Origin of the sequence: Rhizobium sp. NPDC090275 (assembly GCF_044772225.1) — a bacterium.
Lineage (GTDB): Bacteria > Pseudomonadota > Alphaproteobacteria > Rhizobiales > Rhizobiaceae > Rhizobium.
This window is the reverse complement of record NZ_JBIVYL010000002.1, coordinates 273,718-290,655: the sequence shown is the minus strand read 5'-3', so window position 1 is coordinate 290,655 and position 16,938 is coordinate 273,718. Positions and strand designations below refer to the sequence as shown.

Annotated in this window: 15 protein-coding genes; 12 read left to right on the top strand and 3 right to left on the bottom strand. The window is 62.3% G+C overall.

Translation table 11 applies throughout. From position 1 onward, the window contains the following. Window positions 1-95 precede the first annotated feature (95 nt). The 4 genes from ACIQUB_RS05620 to dprA are packed head-to-tail and all read left to right on the top strand — an operon-like array spanning window position 96 to window position 4,131. Window positions 96-1,052: an aspartate carbamoyltransferase catalytic subunit gene (locus ACIQUB_RS05620; protein WP_018900172.1), complete on the top strand. Its 957-nt coding sequence runs from the start codon at window positions 96-98 to the stop codon at window positions 1,050-1,052. Further along, on the top strand, window positions 1,049-2,338 hold the full coding sequence (locus ACIQUB_RS05615) for a dihydroorotase (protein WP_113237086.1): 1,290 nt from the start codon (window positions 1,049-1,051) through the stop codon (window positions 2,336-2,338). Before ACIQUB_RS05620 ends, ACIQUB_RS05615 begins: the two co-directional genes overlap by 4 nt. Window positions 2,339-2,356: 18 nt before the next feature. Beyond that, the gene (plsY, locus tag ACIQUB_RS05610) at window positions 2,357-2,977 is read left to right on the top strand and encodes a glycerol-3-phosphate 1-O-acyltransferase PlsY (RefSeq protein ID WP_113237085.1); all 621 of its coding nucleotides are present in this window, start codon (window positions 2,357-2,359) and stop codon (window positions 2,975-2,977) included. Window positions 2,978-2,982: 5 nt separating this feature from the next. Next, window positions 2,983-4,131, top strand: coding sequence for a DNA-processing protein DprA (dprA, locus tag ACIQUB_RS05605; RefSeq protein ID WP_113237084.1), 1,149 nt, complete (start codon window positions 2,983-2,985; stop codon window positions 4,129-4,131). Window positions 4,132-4,165: 34 nt separating this feature from the next. Here the strand turns inward: dprA and ACIQUB_RS05600 are convergent, their stop codons facing one another. Then, window positions 4,166-4,345: a hypothetical protein gene (locus tag ACIQUB_RS05600; RefSeq protein WP_018900176.1), complete on the bottom strand. Its 180-nt coding sequence runs from the start codon at window positions 4,343-4,345 to the stop codon at window positions 4,166-4,168. A 257-nt stretch (window positions 4,346-4,602) separates the two neighbouring features. Here ACIQUB_RS05600 and topA point away from each other — a divergent pair, with 257 nt between their 5' ends. The 5 genes from topA (at window position 4,603) to rpmG (ending at window position 11,875) form a co-directional block, all read left to right on the top strand. Then, window positions 4,603-7,290 (top strand): type I DNA topoisomerase, encoded by a 2,688-nt coding sequence (gene topA / locus ACIQUB_RS05595; protein ID WP_113237083.1) that lies wholly within the window; start codon window positions 4,603-4,605, stop codon window positions 7,288-7,290. Continuing rightward, on the top strand, window positions 7,287-9,656 hold the full coding sequence (gene rnr / locus ACIQUB_RS05590) for a ribonuclease R (protein ID WP_047510009.1): 2,370 nt from the start codon (window positions 7,287-7,289) through the stop codon (window positions 9,654-9,656). The genes topA and rnr overlap by 4 nt, the downstream gene beginning before the upstream one ends. A 32-nt stretch (window positions 9,657-9,688) precedes the next feature. Continuing rightward, window positions 9,689-10,150: a DUF983 domain-containing protein gene (locus tag ACIQUB_RS05585; RefSeq protein ID WP_018900179.1), complete on the top strand. Its 462-nt coding sequence runs from the start codon at window positions 9,689-9,691 to the stop codon at window positions 10,148-10,150. 279 nt (window positions 10,151-10,429) lie between these two features. Beyond that, entirely contained in the window at window positions 10,430-11,614 is a 1,185-nt protein-coding gene (locus tag ACIQUB_RS05580; protein WP_018900181.1) for an MFS transporter, read from the top strand. Window positions 11,615-11,707: 93 nt separating this feature from the next. Then, on the top strand, window positions 11,708-11,875 hold the full coding sequence (rpmG, locus tag ACIQUB_RS05575) for a 50S ribosomal protein L33 (protein WP_018900182.1): 168 nt from the start codon (window positions 11,708-11,710) through the stop codon (window positions 11,873-11,875). A 736-nt stretch (window positions 11,876-12,611) separates the two neighbouring features. Here the strand turns inward: rpmG and ACIQUB_RS05570 are convergent. Together ACIQUB_RS05570 and ACIQUB_RS05565 are read right to left on the bottom strand one after the other, a co-directional pair. Further along, window positions 12,612-13,979, bottom strand: a complete 1,368-nt coding sequence (locus tag ACIQUB_RS05570) for a PleD family two-component system response regulator (RefSeq protein WP_113237082.1) — start codon at window positions 13,977-13,979, stop codon at window positions 12,612-12,614. A gap of 18 nt (window positions 13,980-13,997) precedes the next feature. Then, window positions 13,998-14,369: a response regulator gene (locus tag ACIQUB_RS05565; protein WP_018900184.1), complete on the bottom strand. Its 372-nt coding sequence runs from the start codon at window positions 14,367-14,369 to the stop codon at window positions 13,998-14,000. Between the two features lie 135 nt (window positions 14,370-14,504). On the opposite strand from ACIQUB_RS05565, the gene ACIQUB_RS05560 reads away from it, so the two are divergent. From ACIQUB_RS05560 to ACIQUB_RS05550, 3 genes are all read left to right on the top strand, one after another. Beyond that, complete coding sequence (locus ACIQUB_RS05560) at window positions 14,505-14,813, top strand: DUF3572 domain-containing protein (RefSeq protein WP_111561303.1); 309 nt, start codon at window positions 14,505-14,507, stop codon at window positions 14,811-14,813. A gap of 2 nt (window positions 14,814-14,815) precedes the next feature. Continuing rightward, window positions 14,816-15,484, top strand: coding sequence for a hypothetical protein (locus tag ACIQUB_RS05555; RefSeq protein ID WP_113237081.1), 669 nt, complete (start codon window positions 14,816-14,818; stop codon window positions 15,482-15,484). A 70-nt stretch (window positions 15,485-15,554) separates the two neighbouring features. Next, on the top strand, window positions 15,555-16,844 hold the full coding sequence (locus ACIQUB_RS05550) for a DNA polymerase IV (protein WP_113237080.1): 1,290 nt from the start codon (window positions 15,555-15,557) through the stop codon (window positions 16,842-16,844). The last annotated feature ends 94 nt before the right edge of the window (window positions 16,845-16,938 follow it).

Here is a 16,938-nt window from a genome sequence, read left to right as displayed (position 1 = left end):
TTGCAGGGGGAGAGCGCGGTTTGCCCACAGCGCATGCTTGCCGCCGCCGCACGCACTCTTTATAGAGCCGCTGACGACAGCATAGAGGCAGGTTCATGGTCTTCTTTCCCCACCGCCACCTCATCGGTATCAAAGGGCTCACAGAGCAGGATATCACCTTTCTCCTCGACAAGGCCGACGAGGCCGTCAAGATCAGTCGACAGCGAGAGAAAAAGACGTCGACCCTCAGGGGACTGACGCAGATCAATCTGTTTTTCGAAGCATCCACCCGCACGCAGGCCTCCTTCGAGCTCGCCGGCAAGCGCCTAGGCGCCGACGTGATGAACATGTCGGTCGGCAATTCCTCGGTGAAGAAGGGCGAAACGCTGATCGACACGGCGATGACGCTGAATGCGATGCGCCCTGACGTGCTGGTCATCCGGCACTCGAGCGCGGGCGCCGCAGCGCTTCTCGCGCAGAAGGTCTCCTGCTCGGTGGTCAATGCCGGCGACGGCCAGCACGAGCATCCGACGCAGGCGCTGCTTGACGCGCTGACGATCCGCCGCGCCAAGGGCAAGCTCTCGCGCATCATCGTCGCCATCTGCGGCGACGTGCTGCACTCGCGCGTGGCGCGCTCCAACATCCTGCTTCTCAACGCCATGGGTGCCAGGGTTCGAGTCGTGGCACCGGCCACGCTGCTTCCGGCTGGGATCGCGGACATGGGCGTCGAGGTCTTCCACTCGATGAAGGAAGGCCTGAAGGATGCCGACGTCGTGATGATGCTCCGGCTACAGCGCGAGCGCATGTCCGGTGCCTTCGTGCCGTCGGTGCGGGAATATTTCCACTTCTATGGTCTCGACGCGGAAACGCTGAAGGCGGCGAAGGAAGATGCGTTGGTCATGCACCCTGGACCGATGAACCGCGGGGTGGAAATCGCCTCCGAGGTCGCGGACGGGCCGCAGAGCGTGATCGCCGAACAGGTCGAAATGGGTGTCGCCGTACGCATGGCTGTCATGGAAACGCTGCTGATCTCGCAGAACCAGGGTCCCCGCAGCGAAGGAGCCGGCGCATGAGCAACTCGATCGTCTTCAAGAACGTTCGCATCATCGACCCCTCTCGCAATCTGGACGAGGTCGGCGCGATCGTCGTCAAGGACGGCGTGATCGTGGCTTCCGGCAAGGATGCGCTGAACGAGGCCGTGCCCGCAGGCGCGACGGTGCGTGATTGCAACGGGCTTGTCGCGGCGCCCGGCCTCGTGGATGCGCGCGTCCATATCGGCGAACCTGGGGCTGAGCATCGCGAAACGATCGAATCCGCCAGCCGGGCCGCTGCCGCAGGCGGCGTGACCTCGATCATCATGATGCCCGATACCGATCCGGTGATCGACGACATCGCGCTGGTCGAATTCGTGAAGAAGACCGCCCGCGACAAGGCGCTGGTCAACGTCTATCCAGCAGCGGCGATCACCAAGGGTCTCGCCGGCGAGGAGATGAGCGAGATCGGCATGCTGATGGAAGCAGGCGCGGTGGCCTTCACCGACGGCCGCTCCAGCATCCACGACGCGCAGGTGCTGCGCCGGGTGATGACCTATGCGCGCGAATTCGGCGCGGTGATCTCTTGCGAAACACGCGACCAGCATCTGGCCGCCGGCGGCGTCATGAACGAGGGGCTGTTTGCAAGCTGGCTCGGCCTCAGCGGCATCCCGCGCGAGACAGAACTCATCCCGCTGGAGCGCGACCTGCGCATCGCCAAGCTGACACGCGGCAAGTATCACGCCGCGATGATCTCGGTGCCCGAATCCGTCGAGGCGATCGAGCTGGCGAAGAGCCGTGGCGCGACGGTTACCTGCGGCATCTCGATCAACAATCTGGCGCTCAACGAAAACGACATCGGCGAGTACCGCACCTTCTTCAAGCTCTATCCGCCGCTGCGCTCCGAGGACGATCGCGTGGCGATGGTGGATGCGCTGGCGCGCGGGGCGATCGACATCATCGTCTCCTCGCACGACCCGCAGGACGTCGACACCAAGCGCCTGCCCTTTGGCGAGGCTGCCGACGGTGCCGTAGGGCTCGAGACCATGCTGGCGGCCGCCCTTCGCCTGCACCACAGCGGGCATGTGACGCTGATGCGCCTGATCGATGCCATGTCGACGAGGCCGGCGCAGATCTTCGGTCTTGATGCCGGTACGCTGAAGCCCGGCGCCAAGGCGGATATCGTGCTGATCGATCTCGAAGAGCCTTGGATTGTCGCCAAGGACATGCTTCTCTCGCGGTCGAAGAACACGCCGTTCGAAGACGCGCGCTTCAGCGGACGTGCAGTCGCGACCTATGTCGCCGGCCAGTGCGTGCATACATTATAAGAAGACAAGTGGGGGAACATGGGCGCTGATCTCATGACGTGGCAGATCACCTGGCAAATCGCGCTGGCGGCGGCCGCCATCGGCTATCTGCTGGGCTCCATTCCGTTCGGGCTTATCCTGACGCGCACTGCCGGCCTTGGCGACGTGCGCAGCATCGGTTCGGGCAATATAGGCGCCACCAACGTTCTGCGGACCGGCAACAAGAAGCTGGCGGCAGCGACGCTGCTGCTGGATGCGCTGAAGGCATCGGCGGCGGCGTGGATCGTCTCTTATTTCTTCGGCCCGGAAGCCGCTGTGATCGCCGGCTTCTTCGCCTTCATCGGCCACCTCTTCCCGGTCTGGATCGGCTTCAAGGGCGGCAAGGGCGTCGCGACCTATATCGGCACGCTTCTCGGCGTCGCACCGCTGATGGTTCTTGGCTTCGCGGCGGTCTGGCTCGGCGTTGCATTCCTGACCCGTTATTCTTCTCTTTCCGCACTGGTTGCAATGCTTGTCATTCCGGTTGCATTGTGGATACTGGGTGCAGAGAAGGTTGCAGCGATCATGGCGATCATGACCGTGATCTCCTACTGGAAGCACAAGGCCAATATCAGCCGCCTCATCAGCGGCACGGAAAGCAAGATCGGGGCAAAGGGATAGGATAGATGGACGCACGCAGCGCAAGGCCAAAAGGAATTGCGCTGACGGACAGGCAAAGGATTGCCTGGTTGCGTCTCATCCGCTCCGACAATGTCGGCCCGGCCACCTTTCGCGATCTCATCAATCATTTCGGTTCCGCGGAAGCAGCGCTTGCCGCCCTGCCCGGCCTTTCGGCGCGTGGCGGCGCGACACGCGCGATCCGGATCGCCACCGAGAGCGAAGCGCTGAAGGAGCTCGATGCGGCGCACAGGTTTGGCGCGCGCTTTGTCGGCATCGGTGAGCCGGAATATCCGCAGGCGCTGAAGCAGATCGACGGGGCGCCGCCTCTGCTCGCGGTGAAAGGCAATCTCGCGGCGACCGCCCAGCCTGCCATCGGCATCGTCGGCTCGCGCAACGCCTCGATATCAGGCGCGAAGTTCGCGGCGATGATCGCGAGAGAATGCGGACGTGTCGGCTATGCTGTTATCTCCGGTCTTGCTCGTGGCATCGACACGGCCGCCCACCGAGCCAGCCTAGACACCGGCACGATCGCCGCCATGGCTGGCGGGCTGGATCAGCCCTACCCTCCCGAAAACGCCGGGCTGCTTGAGGAAATCTGGAACGGCAACGGTCTTGCCGTCAGCGAAATGCCGTTCGGCTGGGAGCCGCGCGCGCGTGACTTTCCGAGGCGCAACAGGCTGATCGCCGGCATTTCACTTGGGACTGTGGTGGTGGAGGCAGCGACGCGATCGGGCTCCCTGATCACCGCGCGGCTCGCCGGCGAGTTCGGCAGGCTGGTCTTCGCGGTTCCCGGCTCGCCGCTCGATCCGCGATGCCACGGCACAAACAGCTTGCTGAAGGACGGCGCGATGATCGTTACCGCGCCCGATGACGTGATCAGCGCGCTTGCGCCGCTATCGCAGCTCGACCTGTTTACTGCGCCGCTTGCCGAGGAGCCAGAACGCGGCGGCGGATCGTCGCTGCTGCCGCCGGATGAGACCGACAGGGCGCGCATCGTAGATGCGCTCGGGCCAACGCCTGTCGAAATCGACGATATCATCCGGCATACGGAGCTCAGCGCCTCGGCCGTCTATCTCGTGCTGCTGGAGCTCGACATCGCCGGGCGACTGCACCGGCACCCCGGCGGCATGGTGTCCATTGCAATGGAGGTGTGACGACTTACATATGAGCGGGTTACATCCGGGCCACTTACATACGAGCCTGGAGATCGCCGGCTTCGACATATGCCATCTCGATCAGATAGCAGAGCATGTCGGCCTTTTCCTTTTCCGCCACTTGACGCAACTCGGCGAGCATCTGGCGGATGAAGGCAATGTTCTCGCGGGAGCCGGATCGGCCGGTGTCCTTCTTTGCGTACTTAGCCGTCATGAAAGCACTCGCGCCCCAATTGGGAAGGGTTGATCGTCGCAGCCTGAACCACACGCGAAAAACGATATCGCAATAATCAGAAATTGCAATATGCGGAATATCGTCTTTTGGTTGCAACGCGTTGCAATGCGTAAAAATGCACTCAAAGTACTTGACCGAAACGAATTCCCTGTCCATGTCGGAGAACCGGCGACCGTGACACGGCAGGTCCTCTGCCCTGATATAGGCCGGCTGGCATCCATTTTTAGAGAATCATCATGAATGTTGTAGTGGTGGAATCGCCCTCGAAGGCCAAGACGATCAACAAGTATCTGGGACCCGGATACAAGGTGCTCGCCTCCTTTGGCCACGTCCGCGATCTCCCCGCCAAGGACGGCTCCGTGCTGCCCGACCAGGATTTCGAAATGCTGTGGGAGGTCGATGGGGCCTCGGCCAAGCGTATGAAGGACATCGCCGACGCGGTGAAGTCCTCCGACGGCCTGTTCCTCGCAACCGACCCTGATCGCGAAGGCGAAGCGATCTCCTGGCATGTGCTCGATATGCTGAACAAGAAGCGCGTGCTCGGCGGCAAGACCGTCAAGCGCGTGGTGTTCAACGCGATCACCAAGAAGGCCGTGCTCGACGCAATGGCCGAGCCGCGCGATATCGACGTGCCGCTGGTCGACGCCTATCTGGCGCGCCGCGCACTGGACTATCTCGTCGGCTTCAATCTTTCGCCGGTTCTCTGGCGCAAGCTGCCCGGCGCCCGCTCGGCGGGACGCGTGCAGTCGGTGGCGCTTCGCCTCGTCTGCGACCGCGAATCCGAGATCGAGCGTTTCGTCTCCGAGGAATATTGGAACATCTCGGCGCTGCTGAAGACACCGCGCGGTGACGAGTTCGAAGCCAAGCTGGTTGCGGCGAATGGCAAGCGGTTGCAGGCACGTTCGATCGGCAACGGCGACGAGGCCGGCAAGCTGAAGGCGCTGCTCGAAGGCGCGTCCTACGTCGTCGATACCGTCGAGGCCAAGCCCGTCAAGCGCAACCCGGGACCACCCTTCACAACCTCCACGCTGCAGCAGGCCGCTTCCTCGAAGCTCGGCTTCTCGGCATCGCGCACCATGCAGGTGGCACAGAAGCTCTATGAGGGCTTCGACATCGGCGGCGAGACGGTCGGTCTGATCACCTATATGCGTACCGACGGTGTGCAGATGGCGCCCGAGGCGATCGACGCGGCGCGTGGCGCCATCGTCGACCAGTTCGGCCAGCGCTACCTGCCGGAGAAGGCGCGCTTCTATTCCACGAAGGCGAAGAACGCCCAGGAAGCCCACGAAGCCATCCGCCCGACGGACTTCAACCGCTCGCCGGACAAGGTTCGCCAGTATCTCGACGCCGACCAGCTCAAGCTCTACGACCTGATCTGGAAGCGCGGCATCGCCAGCCAGATGGCATCGGCCGAGATCGAGCGCACGACCGCCGAGATTATCGCCGACAACAACGGCGAGAAGGCCGGACTGCGCGCAGTTGGCTCCGTCATCCGCTTCGACGGCTTCATCGCCGCCTATACGGACCAGAAGGAAGACGGCGAGCAGAGCGACGACGGCGACGAGGATGGTCGCCTGCCGGAGATCAATGCGCGCGAAAACCTCGCCAAGCAGAAGATCAATTCGAGCCAGCACTTCACCGAACCGCCGCCGCGCTACTCGGAAGCGTCGCTGATCAAGAAGATGGAAGAGCTCGGCATCGGCCGCCCGTCCACTTACGCCGCGACGCTCGCGACCCTTCGCGACCGCGAATATGTCATCATCGACAAGCGCAAGCTGATCCCGCACTCCAAGGGCCGGCTGGTGACGGCCTTCCTCGAAGGCTTCTTCACCAAGTATGTCGAATACGACTTCACGGCTGATCTGGAAGAGAAGCTCGACCGGATTTCCGCAGGCGAGCTGAACTGGAAGCAGGTTCTGCGCGACTTCTGGAAGGATTTCTTCGCGCAGATCGAAGACACCAAGGAACTGCGCGTCACCAACGTTCTCGATTCGCTGAACGAATCCTTGGCGCCGCTGGTGTTTCCGAAGCGCGAGGACGGCAGCGACCCCCGGATCTGCCAGGTCTGCGGCACGGGCAACCTGTCGCTGAAGCTCGGCAAGTACGGCGCCTTCGTCGGTTGCTCGAACTATCCCGAGTGCAATTACACGCGCCAGCTTTCTTCCGAGGGCGGCGCGGAGGCCGAGGGTGCTGCACTGAACGAGCCGAAGGCGCTCGGCACCGATCCTGTGACCGGCGAAGAACTGACGCTGCGCTCCGGCCGCTTCGGACCTTACGTCCAGCGTGGCGACGGCAAGGAGGCCAAGCGCTCCTCGCTGCCGAAGGGCTGGAAGCCCGAGGATATCGACTATGAAAAGGCGATGGCGCTGATTTCGCTGCCGCGCGATATCGGCAAGCATCCGGAATCGGGCAAGATGATCTCGGCCGGCATCGGCCGTTATGGACCGTTCCTGCTGCATGACGGCGGATATGCCAATCTCGAGACCGTCGAGGATGTCTTCAGCATCGGCCTCAACCGCGCCGTCACCGTGATCGCCGAGAAGGCCGCCAAGGGTCCGGGCGGACGCGGTCGCACGGCAGCGGCTGCCCTGAAGGAGCTCGGCGAGCATCCCGATGGCGGCGGCGCGATCACCGTGCGCGACGGCAAGTACGGCCCCTATGTCAATTGGGGCAAGGTCAACGCAACGCTGCCCAAGGGCACCGATCCGCAGGCGCTGACCGTCGAGGAAGCCGTGGCGCTCATCACCGCAAAGGCTGGCAAGGCGCCTGCTGCCAAGAGCAAGGCGAAGCCGAAAGCGAAGGCCAAGGCTGCGGCGAGCGATGACGAGAAGCCTGCAAAGGCAGCCGCCAAGCCAAAGGCAAAAGCCAAGGCGCCCGCCAAGAAAGCTACAGCACCCGCAAAGAAGAAAAAGAGCGAAGAGTGACCAGAATTCCGCGGGAACCAAAGGGCATGGGCAAGCGTCCCGACAAGACGGGACGCTCCAGCAGGGCGCCCGCCGTCGAGCCACTCAACATCCAGCACGGCGCGCTTCCGTCGCGCGAAGTGATCCTGCGCTTCATCGCCGATCATCCGCAGAAGGCTTCCAAGCGCGAACTTGCCAAGGCCTTCGGACTGAAGGGCGACAGCCGCGTCGAGCTAAAGCACCTGCTGCGCGATCTCGAGCAGGAAGGCATGCTGCAAAAGACGCGCAAGTCGCTGATCCGTCCCGGCGCTTTGCCGCCGGTCACCGTGCTCGACATCACCACCCGCGACAAGGACGGCGGACTGATCGGCCGTCCGGCGGAATGGTCGGATGAGATGGGCGTCGCGCCTGCCGTCTCCATCCGGCAGTCCTCCTCGCCTGCCGGCCGCAACGGCAAGGGCAAGGCGCCCGTCGCCGGCATGGGCGACCGCATTCTCGCGAAGATCTTCGCCGCCACCGACCGCGGCGGCCCGGCCTATACGGCGCGCATCATCAAGATCCTCGACAAGCGCCGCGGCGCGCTGCTCGGCGTCTTCAAGGATGCGCCTGGCGGCGGCGGGCGGCTGTTACCGATCGAGCGGCGCGGCGAGGAAATGCTGATCGACCCCGATGACAAGGGCGACGCCAAGGACGGCGATCTGGTCGAGGTCGAAGTCGCGCGCCTGCGCAGCTTCGGACTGCCGCGCGCCAAGGTGCTGTCGATCGTCGGTTCTGTCGCTTCGGAAAAGGCGATCTCGATGATCGCCATCCACGCCCATGGCATCCCCTATATCTTCCCGCCGGCCGTGGTTGCCGAGGCGGATGACGCCAAGCCGGCGACCATGTCGCACCGCGAGGACTGGCGCGACGTGCCGCTCATCACCATCGACCCTGCCGATGCCAAGGACCATGACGACGCCGTCTATGCCGAGCACGACCCCTCGCCCGACAATGAAGGCGGCGTGATCGTTACCGTGGCGATCGCCGATGTCTCCTATTACGTCCGCCCGAACTCGCCGCTCGACCGCGAGGCGCTGAAGCGCGGCAACTCGGTCTACTTCCCCGACCGCGTCGTCCCGATGCTGCCGGAGCGGATTTCCAACGATCTCTGCTCGCTGCGCGAGGGACAGGACCGGCCGGCGCTGGCCGTGCGCATGACCTTCTCGAAGGAAGGCCGCAAGGCCGGGCATACCTTCCACCGCGTGATGATGAAGAGTGCTGCAAAGCTCTCCTACCAGCAGGCACAGGCCGCGATCGACGGCAATCCCGACGACAAGGCCGGGCCGCTGCTGGAGCCGATCCTGAAGCCGCTGTGGCATGCCTATGAGGTGATGAAGCGTGGCCGTGAGCGCCGGCAGCCGCTGGAACTCGACATGCCCGAGCGCAAGATCCAGCTGAAGCCCGACGGCACCGTCGACCGCGTCGTCGTGCCGCCGCGCCTCGATGCGCACAAGCTGATCGAAGAAATGATGATCCAGGCCAACGTCGCGGCCGCCGAGACGCTGGAAAAGAAGAAGCAGCCGCTGATCTATCGCGTGCACGACGGCCCGTCGCTCTCCAAGCAGGAAATCCTGCGCGAGTTCCTGGCGACGCTCGGCATTTCGCTCGCCAAGGGCGGCAACATGCGCGCCAACAACTTCAACGGCATTCTCGCCAAGGCCGAGGACACGCCGCACCAGACGATGGTCAACGAGATGGTGCTGCGCTCGCAGAGCCAGGCGATCTACAGCCCCGAGAATATCGGGCACTTCGGCCTGAACCTGATGAAGTACGCGCACTTCACCTCGCCGATCCGCCGCTATGCCGACTTGATCGTGCATCGTGCGCTCGTCGGTTCGCTCGGCTTCGGCGAAGGCGGGATCACACCGGATGAGGAAGCCGCTCTCGACGATATCGCAGCCGAGATCTCCACCTTCGAGCGCCGCGCCATGGCCGCCGAACGCGAAACGGTCGACCGCCTCATCGCCCATCATCTAGCCGGCCGTATCGGCGAGGAATTCGATGGACGCGTGGGAGGTGTGACGAAATCGGGACTATTTGTCGCCCTGCCGGACTATGGAGCGGACGGCTTCATTCCTATATCTACACTGGGAATGGACTACTTCATCTATGATGAGGCGCATCAGGCACTATCCGGTGAGAAAACCGGCCTCGGCTACCGCCTGGGAGACAGTGTCAAGGTCAAGCTGGTGGAAGCCATTCCGCTGGCCGGCGCGCTTCGGTTCGAGATGGTGAGCGAGGGGCGCAAGATGCCCACCGCCGTGCGTTCATTCCACAAGGGCGGCCGCCGCGACGCAAGCCGCGCGCGCAAGCAGGCCGGGACAAGACCCCCGAGAGGGCGTCGATAGGCGTTTTAGGACGCCGGGAAGGAAGTGCAGTCATGACGACCACCTCGAACGGCCAGGCGATCCAATACGGCGATGTCGATGAAGCCAAGCGCCCGCTCGGTCAATCGATCAAGCGCGGCCTTCTCGGCCGCTGCCCTGCCTGCGGCAGCGGCAAGCTGTTCCGCGCCTATCTGAAGCCGGTGGACAATTGTGCGGCCTGTGGCGAGGCCATGCATCACCATCGCGCCGACGACCTGCCGCCCTACATCACCATCGTCATCGTCGGCCACGTGATCATCGCGGGCTACATGATGACCGATCTGATCTGGCCGATGCCGCTCTGGCTCACCTTCGCCATCTGGACGCCGCTGACGCTGCTCGCCACCCTGCTGATCATCCAGCCGATCAAGGGCGGGGTCATCGGGCTGCAGTGGGCGCTGAAGATGCATGGTTTCGGCGGGCACAGCGACGAGCAGGATCAGTACGAAATCCCCGGCCGCCGACATCAAGGCTGAAGACTTTCCTTGAACCTTCACCGTCACGACATATTTGGCGTGTAGCAGCGCCGGATGTGCTGCGAACTCTGTTTCAGGCACGATGTCAACTTGCGCGATGGTAGGCTTATTTGACTGAATCTCGTCCACCGCAATCAGATCATTGCAGCCAACCTTGTTCATCTAGTAAAGCACACACGTCATCTGGGTCTGGCCCGTCATCTGAGGCTGGTATGACCATGGGGGCAGATGTGGCTTTCGGGTCGCGTTTGTGCGCAGCAGTTCTGTAGGGGTGGATATATGTCTCAGCCGCGAAACGGCACACCGGGCGATGTCGAAGAGATCCATTGGCCGTCTCTGGTAGCCGCCGTTTCGTCGATCTCAGCGGTCGGCATTGCGATCGGGCTGGGATTGCCACTTCTGAGCATTATCCTTGAGAAGCGCGGCATCCCCTCGACCCTGATCGGTCTCAATACGGCGATGGCCGGCGTCGCGGCGATGGTGGCCGCGCCGATCACGACGAAGCTCGCCCATGCCTATGGCGTGGCGCAGACGATGCTTTGGGCGGTGGTGGTTTCGGCAATCAGCGCTGTCAGCTTCTACTATGCGCAGGACTTCTGGATGTGGTTCCCGCTGCGCTTCGCTTTTCACGGCGCCACGACCACACTCTTCATTCTCTCCGAGTTCTGGATCAACGCCGCCTCGCCGCCATCGAAACGCGGTTTCGTGTTGGGTATCTATGCGACTGTGCTCTCACTCGGCTTCGCGGCGGGCCCCCTGCTCTTCTCCGTTCTCGGCAGCGACGGCATCCTGCCCTTCGCCGTCGGCGCCTGCGCCATCTTGATGGCGGCCATCCCGATCTTTGTCGCGCGCCATGAAAGCCCGGTGCTCGAAGAGAAGCCGGAGCTGCATTTCATGCGCTATGTCTTCCTAGTGCCGAGCGCCACGGCCGCCGTCTTTATTTTCGGCGCGGTGGAAGCCGGCGGACTGGCACTGTTTCCGATCTACGCGGTGCGCGCCGCCTTCACCGAGACGCAGGCAGCCCTTCTGCTGACGGTCATGGGGATCGGCAACATGATCTTCCAGATCCCTGTGGGCATGCTGTCCGACAAGATGAAGGACAAGCGCCCCTTGCTTGCCGGCATGGCCTTCATGGGCCTGATCGGCTCGCTGATGCTGCCCGTGCTCTCGCACAGCTGGGTGCTGATGGCCGGCGTCCTGCTCTTTTGGGGCGGCTGCGTGGCCGGGCTTTATACGGTCGGATTGAGCCATCTGGGCTCGCGCCTGACCGGCTCGGACCTTGCCGCCGCCAATGCCGCCTTCGTCTTCTGTTATGCCGTCGGCACCGTTGCGGGTCCGCAAGTCATCGGCGCGGCCATCGATGTGGCCGGAAACAACGGCTTTGCCTGGGCGATTGCGGGCTTCTTCGGCGTTTATGCAGTGCTTTCGGCGGGCAGACTGCTTTTCATTCGAAAGCGGGGTTGACTTTTCAAGCTAGATTCGTAGTTTCGCGCCAGAATTAGCCGAGGCGCCTAAACGGATTCCAACGGCTTTCATTTCATTAAAGGCAGGACGACCATGGCCAAGGCTACAACAATCAAGATCAAGCTGCTGTCGACAGCCGACACAGGTTCTTTCTACGTCACGACGAAGAACAGCCGTACGATGACGGACAAGATGACGAAGACCAAGTACGACCCGATTGCTCGCAAGCACGTCGAGTTCAAGGAAACCAAGATCAAGTAATTTCTTGATCCTGTAGACCGCTTAAAAGCGCGCGCCACCAGGCTGCGCGCTTTTTTGTTGTCTGCGATACGGCCGCAGCCAGTCGACTAGAGAGCACAAATGAAAACGCCGCCCTGCCCGTTTCAACGGAGAGGACGGCGTTTTGCGAAAGGGGGTCGGTCAACAGGCAACGCGGCACGAGGAACCGCAGGTGTTGCTTGCCGACCGACCGACCCCACGACCCAGGAGATGCGGCGGACCTGAGCATCATGGGGTATCGGCGCACCCCGTATAGGGAGTGCTTTATTTCTATGTATTGATCATTCGCGCGAAAATGAAAGAAAATCAACAAATTCTTAATGATGAGATTTATTAGCTTGATTTTATGGTTAAAAGTCCCGATTTGGGACGCCGTTTCGCGTAATTTTCGACCACCACGCGCTAGAATAAGATCCGACAGCAAGAATAGACGGACAATATAAGCGAGTAGTCTTCGCGCTTGCAGACCGACGAAACCGCCTGAAAATCATCAAAATCCGCCGACCAGACCAAGCAAAGTGACGGCGCCTCACATTTTCTTCTGAGGCCGACAGCGTCTGTGCTGACCTGGATCGCCTGTCGCGGGCGGCGCTGAGGTCAAAACCCGGCACTACTACTTGCGGCTAATCCGCACACAGGGCCGGATCGGCGCCCGTTCAACTTTCTGTGGATGATCAATGCGCTGCCGGTCTTAGGCGCTAAACGGCCGTTGCCAATATCAGGCCGCGGCGACGACTCGGTTGCGACCGCCGTTCTTCGCTTCATAAAGCGCAACGTCGGCCTGCTTCAGCAGATGACCGGGCGTGATGACCTGCGGCGTGCGCGATGCGATGCCGAACGATGCCGTCACCTGCAACTCCTGGCCCGTACCCTTCACCACGAAGGGTACGCTTTCGATGACGCCGCGCAAGCGCTCGGCCACCGAGGCCGCGATCTCCGGCGAGGTGTCGGGCATGACGACGACGAATTCCTCGCCACCATAGCGGCAGGCGAGATCGGCACCGCGAACCGTGGAGCGGACGCGATTGGCGAACTCTCGCAGAATATCGTCGCCGGCATCGTGGCCGTGGGTGTCGTTGATCTGCTTGAAGCGGTCGATGTCCGCGATCAGCACCGACAGCGGGCGACCGCGCGCCATCGAGCGATTGAAGAGCGTGCTGATATGATTGTCGAGATAGCGTCGATTGCTCAAGCCCGTCAGCGGATCGGTGACCGCGAGCTCGATCGTCTGCTGCACATTGGCTCGCAGGCGGTCATTGTAATTCTTGCGGCGGATCTGCGTGAGGCTGCGGGCGACCAGCTCGTTCGGATCGACGGGGCGGACGATGTAGTCGTTGACGCCGAGATCGAGCGCGCGCACCACCATCTCGTCATCGCCCTGCTCGGTGATGATCAGGATCGGCAGGAAACGGGTGCGCTCCAGCGAGCGAAGCTGCGAGCAAAGCCTGAGCGGGTCGTAGTCGTCGATATTGGAATTGACGATCACGAGGTCGAACGGATTTTCGGATGCTTCGAAAACGGCGGCCTGGGCATCCGAAATGGCAAACACGTTGCCGATCGGCTTCAGCGCCTTGATGATCCGCTCCTGCGAATTGGCGCGGCCATCGACCAGCATGATCTGGCCGCCCTCCTCGCCGCGCTGATCGGCGCGCAGCAATTCGTCGATGCCCATCGTGTGCGCCGTCTGGGCGCGGATGCGCAGTTCGTCGCTCAGCGTCTTCAGGCGCAGCAGGCTCTTGACGCGCGCGATCAGCTGCAGGTCGTTGACCGGCTTGGTCAGGAAGTCGTCGGCGCCGGCCTTCAGGCCACGCACGCGGTCGGCCGGCTGATCGAGCGCGGTAACCATGACGACGGGGATATGCGATGTCTTCGGGTTGGACTTCAGCCGCTCGCAGACTTCGAAGCCGTCCATGCCCGGCATCATGATATCGAGCAGGATGAGATCGACTTGGTTGCGCTCGCAGATCGCCAGTGCCTGATAGCCGTCGGACGCGGTCAGCACGTCGAAATACTCGGCAATCAGCCGCGCTTCGAGCAGCTTCACGTTTGCCGGGATATCATCAACGACGAGAATGCGCGCGGTCATAAGCTTCTTTCCGATCTATCAGGCGTCGCCCAGGTAGGTCTTGATCGTCTCGATGAACTTCGGAACGGAGATCGGCTTGGAGACATAAGCCTCGCAGCCGCCCTGGCGAATGCGTTCCTCATCACCCTTCATCGCGAAGGCGGTGACGGCGATGACGGGAATGACGTGGAGCTCGTCGTCCTCTTTCAGCCACTTGGTGACTTCGAGCCCGGAAACTTCTGGCAGCTGGATGTCCATGAGAATCAGATCGGGGCGATGCTTGCGGGCAAGATCCAGCGCTTCCATACCGTTGCGGGTCTGGATGGTCCTGTAGCCGGACGCCTCGATCAGGTCGCGAAAGAGCTTCATGTTAAGCTCGTTATCCTCTACAATCATCACTTGTTTGGGCATCGAACGCGATCCTAAGTCCGTCATGAAAACCGTTTCGCCATGCGGAACTAAACCCGCGAGCGCACCGGCCGCCATGAAACCGATTGCGGCACGCTATCGGTATTTGGTTGAAAAATAGGTAATTTACCGCAAGAAATGCAGAGCAACTTCAAGACTTCAAAGCAACGCGCCGCCGACCCGCAAGAGACGGCCATCGCGGTTCTCGCCTGGCTCGCAAACGAACCTGATCTGTTTGGCCGATTCCTGGCGCTGACCGGCGTCGAGCCGGCCCAAGTGCGCAACGCGATCAATGATCCGGGGTTCCTATCGGGGATGATGGACTTCCTGATGCAGCATGAGCCGACGGCGCTGGCGTTCTGCCAGGCAAGCGGGACGCCGCCGGAGGTGCTCAATGCTGCCTGGCAGCATTTCTCTCCTGCCGGTCTCGGCTCGGGCGAGTATTGATCATGAGCGTGGTCACCGATCCCTCTCAGGTGCGCCTCGGTGATCGCCCGCTGATCGTCTGCGATATCGACGAGGTGGTGCTGGAGTTTCTCTCGCCCCTCACCCGCTTCCTGCGCTCGCACGATTACGATCTTCTGCCGCGCTCCTTCCGGCTGCACGGCAATATCGTGTCGCTGCTTGATGGGGCGGAGATGGACCGGGAGGCGTTCGACCGCTTCCACGAGATATTCTTCGAGACCCAGGATCTGTGGCAGGAGCCGGCGGAGCGTGCCGTCGAGACGCTGCATGCGCTGGCCGCCGATGCCGACATCGTGTTTCTCACGGCGATGCCGCCGCGCCACCACGAGGTGCGCCGCAAGCTTCTCGACCGGTTCGACCTGTGCTTCGACATGATCGCCTCGGAACAGCCCAAGGGGCCGATCGTGGCGGCGCTGCATGACCGCCGGGAGCTGCCCGTCGCCTTTATCGACGATATACAACGCAACCTCCTTTCCGTTGCCGACCATGTGCCGGAGTGTCTGCTGCTCAACATGATGGCGAATGCCGATTTCAAGCCATTCGCGCCGCCGCCCACCGGCACAATCGTCCAAGCGTCCGACTGGACGCATGCAGCCGAGCTGATGCGTCGGCATTTTTCGACCACGACGTCGCTCAGCAAAACCAGCGCATAAGCGCCGACATCCTCTTGAGACTCTCGAACTTAGAGCGTAATGTCGGGATGTTCAACCTTTGTTCCCGTCGATGACCGCCAATCCTGCCAAGACACCCGGCTTCTGTCGCGACTGCCTTGCCGAGCAGAAGGCGGAGGGGCGACGCTGTGCTGCCTGCGGCAGCCCCCGCCTCGTTCGCCACGACGAGCTCTACGGCCTGACGCTCGCGCATATCGACTGCGATGCCTTCTATGCCTCCGTCGAGAAGCGCGACAATCCCGAGCTGGCCGACAAGCCCGTCATCATCGGTGGGGGAAAACGCGGCGTGGTGTCGACAGCCTGTTATGTGGCGCGGATCTACGGCGTGCGCTCGGCCATGCCGATGTTCAAGGCGCTTGAGGCCTGCCCGCAGGCGGTGGTGATCCCTCCCAACATGGAGAAATACGTCAAGGTCGGCCGTGAGGTGCGGGCGATGATGCAGGAGCTGACGCCGCTGGTTCAGCCGCTATCGATCGACGAGGCGTTTCTGGAACTCGGCGGCACGGAGCGGCTGCACAACGACCCGCCGGCGCGCACGCTGGCGAAGTTCGCCCGCCGTGTCGAGAAGGAGATCGGAATCACCGTTTCGATCGGGCTCTCCTATTGCAAGTTCCTGGCGAAGGTTGCCTCCGACCTGCAGAAGCCGCGTGGATTCTCGGTGATCGGTCGCGAGGAAGCGGTTTCGTTTCTGGCGCCGCGTCCGGTGACGACGATCTGGGGCGTGGGAAAGGCCTTCGCCGCGACGCTGGAGGCCGACGGAATCCGCACCATCGGCCAGTTGCAGACCATGGACGAGACAGACCTGATGCGCCGCTACGGCACCATGGGGCAGCGGCTGTCGCGGCTATCACGCGGGATCGATGACCGCGATGTGCACCTCAACGATCCCGCCAAGAGCGTTTCGGCCGAGACGACCTTCTTCGACGACATCTGGCGATATGAGGAACTCGTTCCGGTGCTGCGCAATCTCTCCGAGAAAGTCGCCTGGCGCCTGAAGAAGGGCGATATCGCCGGCCACACGGTCGTTCTGAAGATGAAGACGGCGGACTTCAAGTCGCGCACGCGCAACCGCAAGCTGGAGGACCCGACGCAGCTTGCCGACCGGATCTTCCGCACCGGCATCGAACTGCTGCAGAAAGAAACCGACGGAACCAAGTTCCGGCTGATCGGTATCGGCGTAACCGACCTTTGCGACCCCACGCGCGCCGATCCGCCCGACCTGATCGACGTTCAATCCGGGCGACGTGCCGCTGCCGAGGCCGCTATGGACAAGCTGCGCGACAAGTTCGGCAAGGGTACGGTCGAGACCGGCTATACGTTCGGAAGCAAGCGCAATCAATAATATGTGAGCCCTACTCGGGGTCGCTCATTTCAAATATTCCTTAAGTTTCGAGCATTACCCTCCGGCCTGTAGTATTGCGTATCGGTTGGGTTCA

What these genes read in the sequence shown, in the direction of transcription:
- ACIQUB_RS05580 (WP_018900181.1), top strand. Translation starts at nt 10,430, where the DNA reads ATGTCTCAGCCGCGAAACGGCACACCGGGCGATGTCGAAGAGATCCAT.
- rpmG (WP_018900182.1), top strand. Translation starts at nt 11,708, where the DNA reads ATGGCCAAGGCTACAACAATCAAGATCAAGCTGCTGTCGACAGCCGAC.
- ACIQUB_RS05620 (WP_018900172.1), top strand. Translation starts at nt 96, where the DNA reads ATGGTCTTCTTTCCCCACCGCCACCTCATCGGTATCAAAGGGCTCACA.
- ACIQUB_RS05615 (WP_113237086.1), top strand. Translation starts at nt 1,049, where the DNA reads ATGAGCAACTCGATCGTCTTCAAGAACGTTCGCATCATCGACCCCTCT.
- ACIQUB_RS05565 (WP_018900184.1), bottom strand. Translation starts at nt 14,369, where the DNA reads ATGCCCAAACAAGTGATGATTGTAGAGGATAACGAGCTTAACATGAAG.
- ACIQUB_RS05585 (WP_018900179.1), top strand. Translation starts at nt 9,689, where the DNA reads ATGACGACCACCTCGAACGGCCAGGCGATCCAATACGGCGATGTCGAT.
- ACIQUB_RS05570 (WP_113237082.1), bottom strand. Translation starts at nt 13,979, where the DNA reads ATGACCGCGCGCATTCTCGTCGTTGATGATATCCCGGCAAACGTGAAG.
- ACIQUB_RS05560 (WP_111561303.1), top strand. Translation starts at nt 14,505, where the DNA reads ATGCAGAGCAACTTCAAGACTTCAAAGCAACGCGCCGCCGACCCGCAA.
- ACIQUB_RS05600 (WP_018900176.1), bottom strand. Translation starts at nt 4,345, where the DNA reads ATGACGGCTAAGTACGCAAAGAAGGACACCGGCCGATCCGGCTCCCGC.
- ACIQUB_RS05555 (WP_113237081.1), top strand. Translation starts at nt 14,816, where the DNA reads ATGAGCGTGGTCACCGATCCCTCTCAGGTGCGCCTCGGTGATCGCCCG.
- ACIQUB_RS05550 (WP_113237080.1), top strand. Translation starts at nt 15,555, where the DNA reads ATGACCGCCAATCCTGCCAAGACACCCGGCTTCTGTCGCGACTGCCTT.
- plsY (WP_113237085.1), top strand. Translation starts at nt 2,357, where the DNA reads ATGGGCGCTGATCTCATGACGTGGCAGATCACCTGGCAAATCGCGCTG.
- topA (WP_113237083.1), top strand. Translation starts at nt 4,603, where the DNA reads ATGAATGTTGTAGTGGTGGAATCGCCCTCGAAGGCCAAGACGATCAAC.
- dprA (WP_113237084.1), top strand. Translation starts at nt 2,983, where the DNA reads ATGGACGCACGCAGCGCAAGGCCAAAAGGAATTGCGCTGACGGACAGG.